Below are 14393 nucleotides of genomic sequence, written 5' to 3' on the forward strand. Positions count from 1 at the left end.
CCTAGCTCTCCCGGATCGCGCGGATCCAGCCGTACAGGCCGCTGGCCCACACCACCAGCGGCAGGATGCCGAGGATCAGCAGGATCTCCAGGATGTCGACGGTACGACCGAGCAGCGGTGAACGGCGCCGCCCCGCACCGAGTGCCGCACCGACGCTGATCGCGGCCACCACCAGCAACCCGGCGACGACCAGGGTGAGCCGGCCGAGCACGCTCGTGGTCAGGAAGCCCCCGACGGCGATCGCGCCGATGGCGACCACGCCGGCACCGAGCAGCGGCAATCGTTGCGCGGTCGAGATGAACCAGCGCGCCCGCATGAACAACAACAGGCCGAGCGCGGCACACAGTACGTACCCGGCGGTGCCCCCGCTGGTGACCAACGCGAGCGCCGAGCCGGCCGCGATCAGACCGACCGCACCGAGCATGCCGGCCAGCAGGTCGTCGGCGCGCTCGGCGAGCCGGAGCACGCGGGCACCGTCGACGGTCTCGGTGTCGGTGCGCAGGTCCTCGGTGCCGGACGGCACGGTAGGCACCGGCAACCCGGCCAGCCGGTAGGACATCATCGGCATCGCCGGCACGAAGACCAAGGCGAGCGCGAGCACGATCGAGGCCGCGCCGGCCGGGGTCGCGCCGAAGATCATGCAGATGACGGCGGCGACGCCGAGGCCCACGGCACCGGCGCTGGCGGCGAGGAAGATCTGGCCGTACGCGGCGACGGCCGCGCTACCGGCGACCGCGGAGACGAACACCACGGCCGCGGCGCAGACCAGCAGGTCAGGTGCGCCCAGATCGGCCAGGCCACGACTGCCGGCGAAGAGAGTCAGTCCACCGACGGCCGCGTACACCATGGACACGATCGCCAACAGCAACCCGTTGCGGTGGTCGCCGAAGCCGCGCGCGGCGACGGCCGAGGTCGCCAGCAACAGCAGCGCGAGGACCAACGCGACAGCCGGAGCGACGCCCCGCGGCGGGCCGATCAGCGCGAGCGCGACGGCACCGCCGACCAGCGCGGCCGCACCCAGACCGAGCCCGAAGACTTTGGTGGTCGCAGTCGACCAACGGCCGGGCCGCATCCGGGTCGCGGTCGCGATCGCGTCGACCACGTCGTCGAACACCGGCTCGGGCTGCTCACCGCCGCGTGGCCGCAGATAGAGCAACTCGCCGTCGCGGATCTCCAACTGAGCCGGCGACTGCGCGATGTCGAGGGCGGGACCGGCCAGCCGGGCCAGTGACCAGCCATAACGGCCGTCGGGCTCGTCGGCGAGCCGGTCGCCGGCAAACCGCAACACCGTCGGCAGCACGTCAGCGAGAGGCACTTCGGACGGTAGGGCAAGGTCGACCCGCGTCTTCGGCGCCACGATCGTCACGCGGCTCGATCCGGCCGTCGTCGCGCCCGCCACGATGTCCCCTCCTCGTCCACAGGCCGCACCCGGGCGTATCGCGGGCGCCACCGCTTCCGGCAGAGTACATACGATGGCCACGGTCCGGTGTCCACCCGCCCTGGGAGGAAGCGACTTCTACGTGACTATCTGCGCGCACTCGCGGGACTCTTTGGTGGGTTTGCGGACTGTGGTGGCAACGATCGTTGTTGCCCCCAAGGAGCTGCCCGACGGTGCCCGATGAAGGTCACCCGGATCGCCTACTCGGCTCGCCTCAACTCCGGCAAGTACGCTGCCCTTCACGAGCAGGCGCGCCGGCTTGGTCGGGTCCGATCCGAGGTGTGGCAACGGTTCGGGTCGCTCCACGGAGCCGGGGTCCGCGACCGGCATGTCCGGGACAGGTGGATGGCGGACGGCACCGCCGCTGGCTTCGGTGTGACCGCGAATGCTTGGAAGGAAACCCTCCGCGACGCGATCGCCGATATCGCTGCGAGCCGTGAGTCGGCGAAAGTCGCTGTCCGCCGCGCGATCGCACGCCGGACCATTGATCCGGCCGAGCGGAAGCGGTTGTTAGCCGCACTCAAATGCGAGCGTTGGGCAGACGAAGCGTACCTGTCCCGGCAGATGCGCAAGCACTGGAAACGTGGGAAGAGCCGCACCCGCAACCAGATCATCGTGCGGTCGGACAAGGTCCGCACTTTTAGCCTGACCGACGGTGGGAACGTGTGGCTGGCCGTGGCGGGGGTGGAGCCGCGCCAACTCGTCCGCATCCCGCTGAACACGACCGTTGCGCCATCCGGGACGTTGCGGCTGATCTTGCGTGGCGGGCGAGTCGAGGTCCACTACCAGATCCCCGCGTCGGAGATGAAGTCCTCACGGCATCCAAGCGGCGACCGCGAAGTAGGCGTCGACAAGGGCTACACCGAGGTGCTGATCGACTCCGACGGTCGCCACCACGGTGCGCGCCTTGGGGCGCTGCTGACTGCTGAATCAGACCGAATCAAGGAACGTAACCGGCGCCGAGCGAGGCTCCGCTCGATCGCGAACAACGCCGCCGCCAAAGGTCGGCACGCGAAGGCGGCCAGGATTAGAGCCAACAACTTCGGCACGGTCAAGCGTGACCGGCAGGCGGCAAAACATCACGCTCAGGTCCGGACGGAGATTTTCACCGCCGTCCACCGCGTGGTGAACGAGGCCGGGGTGGTCGTCGCCGAAGACCTGACCAAGGCAATCACTGGGCGCAGATCGCTTGGAAAGAACTTGAATCGTCGCCTCGCAGCATGGACGAAAGGCGTCACCGCCGAGGCGCTCAAGAACGTGTCGGAGCGCAGAGGCTCTGCGCTCGTGCTGGTCAATGCTGCCTATACGTCACAAGTCTGTCCCACCTGCGAGGGCCTCGCCCGGCGTAACGGGGATCGGCTTCACTGCACACCGTGCGGGGTCGTATGGCACGCGGACCATGCCGCCGCGATCAACGTCCTGCGTAGATACGGTGATCCCGACATCACCCTGTTCACCCCGTACAAGCGGGTGAAGGAGATCTTGCAGGAACGGGCCGATCGCCGACGGATCAAACTGCCGATCCAGGACTCCAGCCCAGCAACCGGGGCGGAGAGCGAATTATCCATCCATGCTCTACCTAGCGAGGTGTGAGCAATGAACAGGAAGCAGGAATGGCGTTGAGCACCGTCCTGTTCCGACGGCCACCGCGCCGGCCTGGTCCTGCCATGCCGCGCGGTGAGCTGCTGGTCGAGTCGCCCCCGGAGTTGCCTGAGCAGCTCCCGCGCGGCATCGGCCAGTTGCTGATGGTGCTGCCGATGGTCTGTGGCGTGGGCGCCATGGCCTTCCTCTACGCGGGCCGCGGCGGCGGTGCGGTCACCTGGATCGCCGGTGGCCTGTTCGGCGTCTCGATGCTCGGCATGGCGATCGGTTCCATGGGCGGCGGCGGTGGCAACAAGAAGGCCGAGCTCGACGCCGAGCGCCGTGACTACATGCGCTATCTGGCCCAGATCCGCAAGAGGGTACGTCGGGCAGCCGACCAGCAGCGTTCGGCCGCGATGTGGGTGCACCCGGCGCCGGACGCGCTGTGGTCGCTGGCCGCCTCGCGGCGCATGTGGGAACGCCGTTCGACCGACGAGGACTTCGGCCAGATCCGCGTCGCGGTCGGTCCGCAGCAACTCGCGGTCGACGTCACGCCGCCGGAGACCAAGCCGGTCGAAGACCTCGAGCCGATGTCGGCGATCGCCCTGCGCCGGTTCATGAACACCTTCCGCGCCGTGCCGGACCTGCCGATCGCGCTGTCGCTGCGGGCGTTCGGCCGGGTGTCGCTGCGCGGCGAGCGGGAGCGGGTGCTGGCGGTGACCAGGGCCGCGATTGGCCAGTTGGCCACCTTCCACTCGCCGGAAGACGTCCGCATCGCCCTGGTCGCGGCTCCGGAGCGGGTCGCCGACTGGGACTGGCTCAAATGGCTCCCGCACGTGCAGGTCGATCGCACGGTCGACGGCGCCGGCCCTGTCCGGCTGGTCTTCGACTCGATGACCGAGCTCGAAGACGCGCTCGACGACGAGCTGAGCAGCCGCGGCCGGTTCAACCCGTCGGCCAAGGCGCTGACCACCCAGGCCCACCTGGTGGTGATCCTCGACGGTGGTGAAGCGCCCGCCGCCGCCCAGCTCACCGGCCCTGGCCTGCTCGGCACCACGGTGTTCGACCTGTCCGGTGTCGTGCCGCGCGAGGCGGGCCGCTGGCTGTTGGCACTGACGGTCAACGGCGACCGGATCGAGGTCAACCAGGGCAACCGGAGTACGTCGCTCGGCCGCGCCGACACTTTGGCGCTGCCCGCGGCCGAGGCGGTCGCCCGCCAGCTCGCGCCGTACCGGCTGTCCCACCAGGCCACCAGCGAGGAGCCGCTGTCTCGCAGCCCCGAGCTGCCCGAGCTCGTCGGCGTCGGCGACGCGGCAGCGGTCGACCCGCGCCGCCACTGGCGACCGCGTCCGGTGCGCGAGACCCTGCGCATCCCGCTCGGCCTCGGCCCCGACGGCGCGGTCGTCGAGCTCGACCTCAAGGAGTCGGCGCTCGAGGGCATGGGCCCGCACGGCCTGATCATCGGCGCGACCGGTTCCGGCAAGAGCGAGCTGCTGCGCACCATCGTGTCCGCGCTGGCGATCACCCACTCGTCCGAAGAGCTCAACTTCGTGCTGGTCGACTTCAAGGGCGGTGCGACCTTCGCGTCGCTCGACGCGTTGCCACACACCAGCGCCGTGATCACCAACCTGGCCGACGAGCTGCCGCTGGTCGACCGCATGCACGACGCCATCGCCGGCGAGCTGCAACGCCGGCAGGAGCTGTTGCGGTCGTCAGGCAACTACGTCTCGCGGCACGAGTACGAGCGGGCGCGCGCCGGCGGCGAGAACCTCCAACCACTGCCCAGCCTGCTGATCATCTGTGACGAGTTCAGCGAGCTGCTGGCCGCCAAACCCGACTTCATCGAGCTGTTCCTGCAGATCGGCCGGCTGGGCCGGTCGCTCGGCATCCATCTGCTGCTGGCGTCGCAGCGGCTCGAGGAGGGCCGGCTTCGGGGTTTGGACACCCACCTGTCGTACCGGATCGGTCTGCGGACGTTCTCGGCCGTGGAGAGCCGGATCGTGCTGGGTGTTCCTGACGCTTATGAGCTGCCCAACGCTCCTGGTCATGGCTACTTGAAGATCGACACCCAGACCATGCTGCGGTTCCGGGGTGCCTACGTTTCGGGGCCGTATCGGCAGGCCGGCGCGGCGACGCAGGCCGCGAAGGCGCGGGTGCAGGGGCAGGTCGTGCCGTACCGGATGGCGCACGTTCCCATGCCGAAGATGCCGGCGGCGCCGCCCGAGCCGGTCGAGGTCGCCAGCGGTCCCGAGCCGGCGCGGCAGGTCACCATGCTTGACGTGGTCACCGGGCGGTTGCGTGGCCAGGGTCCGCCGGCACACCAGGTCTGGTTGCCGCCGCTCGACCTGCCGGCGTCGCTCGACGTGCTGTTGCCGCAACTCCAACGCGATCCCGACCGTGGTTTGCAGGCCGTGGGCTGGCCCGGCGGTGGCGGTCGGCTCGCGGTGCCGGTCGGTGTGGTCGACCGGCCCTATGACCAGCGGCGCGACCCGCTGGTGGTCGACCTGTCGGGTGCGGCTGGCAACACGGTGATCGCCGGTGGTCCGCGGTCGGGCAAGAGCACGCTGCTGCGCACGTTGATCTCGTCGCTGGCGCTGACCCACACCCCGCGCGAGGTGGCGTTCATGTGCCTCGACTTCGGCGGCGGCACGCTGCGCAGCCTCGCGGGTTTGCCACACATGTCCGGTGTGGCGGGGCGGCGCGACATCGAGGCGGTGCGCCGGTCGGTCGGCGAGGCGACGGCCCTGCTCGACGAGCGTGAGCAACGGTTCGCCGAGCGGGGCATCGAGTCGATCGGCGCGTACCGGCGGATGCGCGCCACCGGCCGCTTCCCCGAGGACCCGTTCGGTGACCTGTTCCTGGTCGTCGACGGCTGGGGCACGCTGCGCGAAGACTTCGAGGAGCTGGAAGCGCGGATCACCAAGCTCGCGGCGCGCGGCCTGGGCTACGGCATCCACGTGATGATCACGGTCAACCGCTGGGCCGAGCTACGGATGAACGTACGCGACCTGCTCGGCACCCGGTTGGAGCTGCGACTGGGTGATCCGACCGAGTCCGAGATCGACCGGCGAGCGGCACTCAACGTGCCGACGGGCATGCCCGGCCGTGGTCTCACCCGTGACAAGTTGCACTATCTGAGCGCATTGCCCCGAGCTGACGGTCTCGGCGACCCCGAAACCCTCGTCGAGGGCACGGCCGCGATGGTCGCCGCGGTCGCCGAGTCGTGGGTGCACCCGCCCGCGCCGAAGGTCCGCCTGCTGCCGCGCCGCCTGCCCGTCGACGAGCTGACCAAACTGGCCGGCACCGAGGCGCCGGGCGTCGCGATCGGCCTCAACGAGTCGCACCTGGCACCCGTACGCGTCGACTTCTCGGTCGATCCGCACTTGTTGGTGTTCGGCGACGTCGAGTCCGGCAAGACCAACCTGATGCGGCTGATCTCGCGATCCATTGTGGAGCGCTATACACCACAGGAAGCCCGGTTGGTGATCGTCGACTACCGGCGCGGTCTGCTCGACGCGATCTCGGGGGAGCACTTGCTCGGCTACGCCCCGTCAGCCACTGTGCTGACCGAGATGGTGGGCTTCCTGCGGGAGTCGATGAAGCAACGCCTGCCGGGGCCCGGCATCACGCCTGACCAGCTACGCAACCGTAGTTGGTGGCACGGCCCCGAGCTGTTCGTGATCGTCGACGACTACGACCTGGTCGCCTCGGTCGGCAACAATCCACTGGCGGCACTCGTCGAGCTGTTGCCGCAGGCCAGCGACATCGGTCTCCACCTGATCCTGACCCGGCGGGTGGGTGGCGCGTCGCGAGCCCTTTACGAGCAGGTCATCCAGCGGATGCGCGAGCTCGACAGCCCGGTGTTCCTGATGTCCGGCAAGCCGGAGGAAGGTGCCCTGGTCGGCACCCTCAAACCGAGCCCACAACCGGCAGGACGGGGCACCCTCGTACGCCGGCAGGACGGGCAGCAATTGGTCCAGACGGCCTGGATAGAGCCATGACGATCCGGGGCTGCGCCATGATGCCCGCGTCCGTTACGGTGAGTCCGGACGTGTCGCACGAATCAAGCGAGGGGTGAGTGTTATGGGTCAGCCGTTCTTGGTTGATGCCGCAACGCTCCACAAGGCTGCGGGGGATGTGCGGTCGACAAGGTCTGATGTCGACGGTGATCTCAAGCGGCTTTGGGGCGTGTTGGACGATCTGGCTGTCGCATGGCAGGGCCAGGCTTCCGCGGGGTTCCAAAACCTGATGAATCGCTGGAATGGCGATGTCACGAAGCTGCTGACCGCGTTGGACAACATCGCGGAGCTGCTCGACCAGGGTGGCACGACGCACCAGGTCAACGACGAGCAGCAGAACGAGATGATTAACAAGTTCAACTCGGCCCTGAACCCGTAGTGACCTGAGCGAAGGACATTTAGATCATGTCGCAGCCGATCCAAGTCAACTACGCCGCGCTCGAAAACGCGCAGTCGCAGATGCAGTCGATCTCCAAGACGATCGACGGCCGCCTCGACACCCTCCGCTCCCAGCTGCAGCAAATGCAGTGGAACGGTTCCGACCGCGAGGCCTACCAGGGCTACCAGGCCCAATGGGACTCGGCCGTCGCCGACATCAACGCGATCCTGCACGAGATCGGCGCCGCAGTCGGCGTAGCCAACCAGAACTACATCACCACCGAAGCCAACAACGCGAAGGTGTGGGGCTGACCGCCCACCGCGTCACCCGCTGAGCGCGGCCCAGGCACTGCCTCGGGCCGCGCTGCGCGTTTCAATTCGAGGTCCACGGTGGACCACCTGAACTGACCTCCTGAGCCGACTGCGCCGTTAGTTCGTGGTCTTGGGCCGTAGTGCATCGAACGCGCCCAGGCCGTATCTCAGCGTTGCCGCCGTGCCGACAAGCGCGTCCGAACCGCGTCCTGCGTTCGGCTGGCGGCGATCGGATCCTGTCCTGCGTCCGCGCTTGGCTGTTGGCGGGCGTGGCCTGGCCGTGTTCTGCGCTTAGCTACTGGCGGGCGTGGCCTGGCCGTGCTCTGCGCCGCCTGCCGACGAGCGGGACCCGGCTGCGTCCTGTGTCTGCCTATCGGCAAGCGCGCTTAGCCCGCCTTGCGTCCGCACGCCGGCAAATGCGTCCTGGCCTTGCCGAGAACGTGTCTTGTCGCCTGTCGGCTGCAGACAAGCCCTGTGCAGGAGTCGCGTTCGCGCAGGCCAGGCGGCCGGGGCGCGACGGTGGCGTTCGCGGGGCGGGTTTGTCCTAGCGAACGGGTCCCGGCTGCCGCAGTCAAGCCCTGTGCAGGAGTCGCGTTCGCGCAGGCCAGGCGGCCGGGGCGCGACGGTGGCGTTCGCGGGGCGGGTTTGTCCTAGCGAACGGGTCCCGGCTGCCGCAGTCAAGCCCTGTGCAGGAGTCGCGTTCGCGCAGGCCAGGCGGCCGGGGGCGCGACGGTGGCGTTCGCGGGGCGGCATCGTCCTAGCAACGGTTCCCGGCTGCCGCTCTATCCGGGGCCCCTCGCCGCGATCAGGCAGGACGAGCTCGACGGGCCGCGCTTCGTCGACCCGACCACCGTCTCGCGCCTGGTCAGCGGGGCGGCACCTGGGCTCGGCCGCTGTGGTTCGGCGTCGTTGCCGGGCTACCTGCCTGCTGGTTTGGCGGTGTTCGCTGGGCGCCGGGTTGCCAGCCCAACGGTTGTTGACGTTGGCCGCGCGTGGTGGCGGCAGCGGGTAGCGCGGCGGCCGGCACCGGGGCACCGGCGGGCTTGGCTGATCGTTTCGTCGCCCCTCGGGTGCGTACCTTCGGTGCCGTGACCTTCGCACCTGCCGGGCCGGTGGGCGCGGCGTGCGTTTGGCGCGCCGACGACGCCGCAGCGGGATTAGCGGCAAGTCTGCGCCGGCGGGTGCCGCGGACGACGGCGGCACAGAGCGCGATCACCAGTGCCAGGACGGCCAGTACGGCCGCGGTCCAGGTCGCCAGCGTCCGTGTGTTGCCCGTCGGGTCGGCGGACAGTGTCACCGGGGCGAGCGCCGCTGCTGGGGGCGACGCCTTCGGAGCGCCGGTGATTGCCGTCATGGCCCGGTACGGGTTGATGACGCCATAACCCACCAGGTCGTTGCGCCCCTCCGGCGGATGGTCGGCCGTCGCGGTGATCCGTTGCGCGACCTGCGCGGGGGTCAGCTTCGGTTCGGCTGAGCGGATCAGCGCTGCGAGCCCCGACACGTACGCGCTGGCGAAGCTGGTCCCACCGCCCTTGAATTGGGCGTATCCCTCACCTCTAGGCATCGGCCCATCGACCTCGGCCCCGGGCGCGGCAACATCGACGTAAGGCCCTGACGTCGAGGTAGCGACGTGATGCCCCTCCCGATCAACGCCGGCAACCGCGATAACCGGTTCGTACGCGGCGGGATAGGCCTTCTGGTTCTTGCCGTCGCCACCACCGTCGTTGCCGGCCGCCGCGACGAGCACGATGCCCTGACCGAGCGCGTTGTCGATGGCCTCCTCCAACACCGGCGTCGGATCGGTGGTAAGAGACAGATTGATGACGTCGGCACCGTTCTCAGCGGCAAAATCGATCGCATCGGCGATAACGTTCGGTCTGCTCGGGTCGTAGTCCGTGTCGAGATTGGGCAATACCCGGATCGGCAGAATCATGGCCTTGGGCGCGATCCCGGTGAACACCGAGCCCTCCGGTGTGCGCCCCGCGATGACGCCGGCGACCACCGTGCCGTGCGCCACCTCGTCGCATTGACCCAGCTTGGACGGCTCGACGAAGTCACGCCCTTCGAGCACCTTGCCAGCCAGCGCGGGCGGATTGGGCGACACTCCCGAGTCGATCACCGCGACCGTGATCCCGGCGCCCTCGCTGATCGGCCAAGCCAGGTCAGGGCGCATCCGCTGCAGCGGCCAAGGGGTCTCCGTCATCGGCGATCCCTTGTCGGGCGGCCCGCAGTTCGGCGCCTTCAGCATCGAAAGACCGGGGGAGGCGGCGGCCGGCGCGCTCACCCCGATCGCGGCAACCGACGCCACCACTGCTGCGGTCGCAACGGCCGCAAACGTCCGGTGAGCGCGGCGCCCGCGGCCAGGCTGACGCGGCATGCGCCGAGCCGCCACAATTCGCCGCAATGGCGTCGCCCCGCCGAGCTCAACGGCGACAATGGCGCTGGTGCCTGCAGCGCCAGCAGCACCGGGGCGCGCGGCTGCAGTGGCACAAGTGCCGGCACCCGCAGCGGCGGTGGTGCCCGCGGCTGCAGTGGCAGCAGCACTGGCACCCGCGGCGGCCGCGGCAACAAGACCAGCACCCGCGACGGCGGTGGCGCCCACGGCTGCCGTACCGCCGCCCGTGGCGGCACTGGCAGTGCCCAGCGGTCGACGGGCAAGCGGCATCGGCTCGGGCGCCGGCGCGGCGGGCCTGGGTTCGGTTGCTCGGTCTCGGAACACGGGTTGTGCCTTGTTGATCAGTTCCCGAGGACCGGAGGCGGAGGAACGTCGGTCCCCTCGTTCCACACGTTCTCGTCTTCGTAGAGCCAGCTGTCGTACTCGTCCTCGTCGCCGTGTCCGCTGGAGGCGCCTGGGCCACCGGCGAAGCCGGCCCCGCGCCCGCCGGCGCCCTTTCCGGCGCCGCCCTTGCCCGCGCCGGCTCCCGCACCGGCGCCGCCGATCCCGGCCATGCCCCCGCCTCCGCGGGCCGCGCCGCTGCCTCGACCGCCACCGGCCGCGCCGCCACCGACACCGCCGATGCCGGCCATGCCGCCGCCGCTGCCCAACCGGCCGCCGGCACCGCGGGTCGCGCCGCCGCCCTTGCCGGCAGGGCCGCCGGCCATCGGTGCGATGGTGGGTGTGATCGGTTTGCCGAGAGAGCCGCCGCCGGAGAGCTTCCCGAGGCCGCCGGGTACGCCGATGCCCGCGCCACCGCTTCCCAGGCCGGCGCCGCCGAGACCGCCGCCGCCCAGGCCACCGGTGCCCAGGCCGCCGCCGCTCAGCCCGCCCAGGCCCGGAGGAGTGCCCGTCGACAGGCCTCCGCCGGCTCCGGCCAGGCCGGAACCCGGCTCGTAATCGCCCAGGCCCGGCGTGGTGGGCGTGTCGATCGGGGAGCCGTCCAGCAAGCCGGGCATGTTGCCGACGCCGCTGCCACCGACCTTGGGTGGGTCGAAGCCGCCGGCGCCGCCACCGCCGCCGATGCTCGGCACGCCGCCGCCGCCGCCGACGCCAGGGCCGCCGCCACCAAGGTTCGGAGTTTCCACCTTGGGCGTGCTGACGCTGTCGACCCCGGACGGGGTGGGCGCGCGGTCTGCCGCCGACTCGTGTTGCGTGCTGACGGTGTCGTATGCCTGGCGCGCGTCTTCCTCGACGTCGGTGAGCATCTTGCGGAACTGGTCGCCCAGCCAGCCGGCGAAGCTCATCGGAGCGTTGTTGAAGAAGCCGGACTCGAGCTCGACCTCGAGTATCCCGGGAGCGAGCGTGACACGGGCGTCGCGCGCCGCCATCAGCTCGCCCAGCATGCTCGCCGGGACTGGCATCGCCGCCTGGGCCGACTGAAGGTCCTGGGCGGCCGTGCGCAGCGTCTCGACGATGCCCGCACCGCCCTCGGGCGCGGCGCCGTCGGAAACCTTCTTGAGCCCCTCGCTCACGGTCTTGACCCGCGTCGAGAACGCGTCCGCCGCCTTGCCCGTCCAGAACGCGTCGATGCCCTTGACGTCTTGTTCAAGCGACGTGCAGACATCGCGTACGTTGCCGATCAGCTCCTGCCAACCAAGAGCGGCGTCCTCCACGTCGGCGGGACGGCCGGCGATGACGACATGGTTGACCATGGTCGTCCAGTCGAGAGCCATCTGCTCTTTCCTCCCCTGGCAGATCGCTAGATCTGGTGCTCTTTCACGGCGGCCTTGTCGAAGATCGATTGCCATTGCTGCGCGGTGAGCGCGTTGCGCTCCTCAGCGGCGGCGTAGTTCTCTTTGATCTTCCCTAGCGCGTCCGCGGTGTCGTGCAGTTGCTCGATGATCCCCTTGAGCCCGTTGCGGAACGTGTTGTAGACCATCGTGTGCTTGCCATGGACGAGCTCAGCTCCGCGATGGCCCCCCAAGGTGGAGGTCCCGCCACTCGCCGGGCCGTCGATCTTCTCGAGGATGCCGGGCATCGCGTAGTAGAGGCGGCCCAGATACGCCGCGCGCTCGCGGAGCCATTTCTGCGTCGTCTCCAAGGAAGCGAGATCGACCCCGGTCTTGCCTCCCGGCGCTGCTTCCGTCAAACCCGCGGGCGCGACATCAGGCCGCGACGTGCCGACGTTGGCCTGGTTCAACGCCATGTCGAGGGCGAACGGACGGTCCACATGTGTGTTGATCCGGTCACCGTTGTTGTCGACGGTGAGGATCGACCCGTCCTTGAGGCGAACCTCCACAGTGTCCTGATCGATCCGTTTGTAGGTCTCGACCTGCGCATCGAGTTCCTTGTTCCCGGACTCGAACTTGTCCCCCATTGCTTTCTCCCCAGGTCTCGGCTGCCTAACTGGTGCCGGACGTCAATGCGTACCCTACCGGTCACCCGACGGCGGCGGTTGCCGCTGCTCGGTGGGCGGCTGGCCATACTCCGGGGGCGGTGCCGCAGCCCCGCTGTCAGGCCCGGCCGTTCCCGGACTTCCTTCCTGGCCTGGCTGACCCGGCGGCGGCCCGTAGCCAGGTTGTGGTTGAGCCGGGTAGCCCGGCTGGCCGGGCGGCGGCGCATAGCCAGGTTGTGATGGTGACGGGTAGCCCGGCTGGCCCGGCGGCGGCGCATAGCCAGGTTGCGGTGGTGTCGGGTAGCCCGGTTGCGACGGCGGCGGGCCGAACGCCGGCCGCTGCGGCGGCTGACCGTATGTCGGCTGCGGCGGCGGTGGCGGGTAATGCGGTTGTTGAGGTGGCGGGCCATATCCCGGCGGCGCACCGTGCCCCGGTGGAATCTGTCCGTGGCCCGGAGGCGGCGGCCCGCCCCACTGCCCCGGCGGCCCCGGGTATGGCTGGCCAGGCTGTAGCTGGCCGGGCTGGGGCTGGCCAGGCAACCGCCGACGCCGCCGACGGCTCGACCAGACGATCACCACGACGAACACGGCCACGACCAGGAGGCAGCCGAGACCGTAGATCAGCAGGCCGCCCCAGTCGGCGCGCACGCTGATGCCGAGGCCTGAGCCGTCGTCGCCTCCATCGTCGGTCGCCGAACCGCTCGCATTGTCATCGGGCACGGCGGGCGCGACACCGAGGGGGTTGGCGTTGACGGGCGGGATGTCGGCGGTCAACGCGCGTACCGGGTCGACGACGCCGAAGCCGTAAAGCCCGTCGCGACCCTTCTCGCCCTTGTCGGTGGCGGTCTTGATCAGTCTGTTGACGACGTTGGCGGCGTCGAGGTCCGGGAACTTCGCGCGGATCAGCGCGACGACACCGGACGTGATCGCGGCGGCCTGGCTGGTGCCGTCACCGACGCCGTAGCCGTTGCCCTGGTTGACCGACATGATCACGTCGACACCCGGCGCGCTCACCGCGAGCTCGTGACCTCGGTTGGACCCTGACCAGACGGCGCCCTTGCGGTCTATCGCGGAGACCGAGACCACGCCCGGTAGCCGGGCGAACGAACTGACGTCGCCGCCCTGGTTGCCGGCGCTCACCACCACGACGATGTCGCGTTGCTGTGCGTAGGCGATGGACTCGTTGATATCCGACAAGTAGAAGGTCGAGCTCGGCTCCAGCGAAATGTTGATCACGCCGACGCGCTGATCGGCCGCCCAGCGGACTGCCTGGGCCGACGTCTCACGCGACATGCCGATCGCGGCCGGCATGATCTTGGCGTCCGGCGCGATGCCGAGCAGCCGCTGCTGGCCGCCGCCCCGTCCGGCGATCAGGCTCGCCATGCCGGTGCCGTGGCTGACGTCCTGGTCGGGATCGGTGCGGCCGTCGGCCGCCACATCGCTGGCGAATGCCTTGCCGGGCACGACCTGGCCGGCGAGGTCCTGGTTGGTGGCCTGCACGCCGGTGTCGACGACCGCCACGGTCACACCGGCGCCCTTGGTGATCTGGTGGGCGCGCGAGATGCGGAGCGAGTCGAGTTGCCAGGACAGCGACCGCACGGTGTCGGCGTGCGCGGGAGTGGCAAGCAGCGGCAGCGTCGCCATCGTCAGCGCGGCTGCCGTCGCCGCGAGCCATCGCGCACGCGTGCGTCGGTGCATGGACTGTTTCATCTCACCCGCCCGTGTCGCTCTCGAACCGGCAGCTCAACCAGCGCATCGGCGGTCGTGACTGTCCGTGCGCCCAGTGTAGAGGGCTGTGACAGACGACGAGTGACCGCGCAAGTGGGCTGTGGACAACTTCCCGCCTGTGGATAACCCGTTTCTCCCCTTGCCGGCGGCCGACACTGGACCGGT

At 69.8% G+C, this 14393-nt stretch carries 9 protein-coding genes; 4 read left to right on the forward strand and 5 right to left on the reverse strand.

The genetic code is table 11. The annotated features are described in order from the left end of the window. Nucleotide 1: 1 nt before the first annotated feature. Nucleotides 2-1399, reverse strand: coding sequence for a type VII secretion integral membrane protein EccD (gene eccD, locus BLV39_RS01480; protein ID WP_176984730.1), 1398 nt, complete (start codon nt 1397-1399; stop codon nt 2-4). Nucleotides 1400-1618: 219 nt separating this feature from the next. Between eccD and BLV39_RS01485 the strand changes: the two genes are divergently transcribed. The 4 genes from BLV39_RS01485 (at nt 1619) to BLV39_RS01500 (ending at nt 7728) form a co-directional block, all read left to right on the forward strand. After that, complete coding sequence (locus tag BLV39_RS01485; protein ID WP_143049602.1) at nt 1619-3031, forward strand: RNA-guided endonuclease TnpB family protein; 1413 nt, start codon at nt 1619-1621, stop codon at nt 3029-3031. A 26-nt stretch (nt 3032-3057) separates the two neighbouring features. Then, on the forward strand, nt 3058-7020 hold the full coding sequence (gene eccCa, locus BLV39_RS01490) for a type VII secretion protein EccCa (RefSeq protein WP_090791018.1): 3963 nt from the start codon (nt 3058-3060) through the stop codon (nt 7018-7020). An 82-nt stretch (nt 7021-7102) separates the two neighbouring features. Continuing rightward, a complete protein-coding gene (locus BLV39_RS01495) occupies nt 7103-7417 on the forward strand; it encodes a WXG100 family type VII secretion target (RefSeq protein WP_090786286.1) in 315 nt (104 codons plus the stop codon). 26 nt (nt 7418-7443) lie between these two features. Continuing rightward, nucleotides 7444-7728, forward strand: a complete 285-nt coding sequence (locus BLV39_RS01500) for a WXG100 family type VII secretion target (RefSeq protein ID WP_090786288.1) — start codon at nt 7444-7446, stop codon at nt 7726-7728. Between the two features lie 865 nt (nt 7729-8593). Here BLV39_RS01500 and mycP read toward each other — a convergent pair. From mycP to BLV39_RS44705, 4 genes are all read right to left on the reverse strand, one after another. Then, nucleotides 8594-10036 (reverse strand): type VII secretion-associated serine protease mycosin, encoded by a 1443-nt coding sequence (gene mycP / locus BLV39_RS01505; RefSeq protein WP_239084082.1) that lies wholly within the window; start codon nt 10034-10036, stop codon nt 8594-8596. A 428-nt stretch (nt 10037-10464) separates the two neighbouring features. Further along, nucleotides 10465-11838, reverse strand: coding sequence for a WXG100 family type VII secretion target (locus BLV39_RS42130; protein ID WP_143049603.1), 1374 nt, complete (start codon nt 11836-11838; stop codon nt 10465-10467). Between the two features lie 26 nt (nt 11839-11864). Next, nucleotides 11865-12482, reverse strand: coding sequence for a hypothetical protein (locus tag BLV39_RS01515; protein WP_090786291.1), 618 nt, complete (start codon nt 12480-12482; stop codon nt 11865-11867). A 54-nt stretch (nt 12483-12536) separates the two neighbouring features. After that, nucleotides 12537-14198, reverse strand: coding sequence for a S8 family serine peptidase (locus BLV39_RS44705; protein ID WP_176984731.1), 1662 nt, complete (start codon nt 14196-14198; stop codon nt 12537-12539). Nucleotides 14199-14393 lie beyond the last annotated feature (195 nt).

Origin of the sequence: Asanoa ishikariensis, assembly GCF_900107455.1 — a bacterium.
GTDB lineage: Bacteria > Actinomycetota > Actinomycetes > Mycobacteriales > Micromonosporaceae > Asanoa > Asanoa ishikariensis.

Excerpts from the sequence above, each read along its gene's own strand:
- BLV39_RS01485 (WP_143049602.1), top strand. The coding sequence starts at position 1,619 with ATGAAGGTCACCCGGATCGCCTACTCGGCTCGCCTCAACTCCGGCAAG.
- BLV39_RS01495 (WP_090786286.1), top strand. The coding sequence starts at position 7,103 with ATGGGTCAGCCGTTCTTGGTTGATGCCGCAACGCTCCACAAGGCTGCG.
- BLV39_RS01500 (WP_090786288.1), top strand. The coding sequence starts at position 7,444 with ATGTCGCAGCCGATCCAAGTCAACTACGCCGCGCTCGAAAACGCGCAG.
- BLV39_RS42130 (WP_143049603.1), bottom strand. The coding sequence starts at position 11,838 with ATGGCTCTCGACTGGACGACCATGGTCAACCATGTCGTCATCGCCGGC.
- BLV39_RS01515 (WP_090786291.1), bottom strand. The coding sequence starts at position 12,482 with ATGGGGGACAAGTTCGAGTCCGGGAACAAGGAACTCGATGCGCAGGTC.
- BLV39_RS44705 (WP_176984731.1), bottom strand. The coding sequence starts at position 14,198 with ATGCACCGACGCACGCGTGCGCGATGGCTCGCGGCGACGGCAGCCGCG.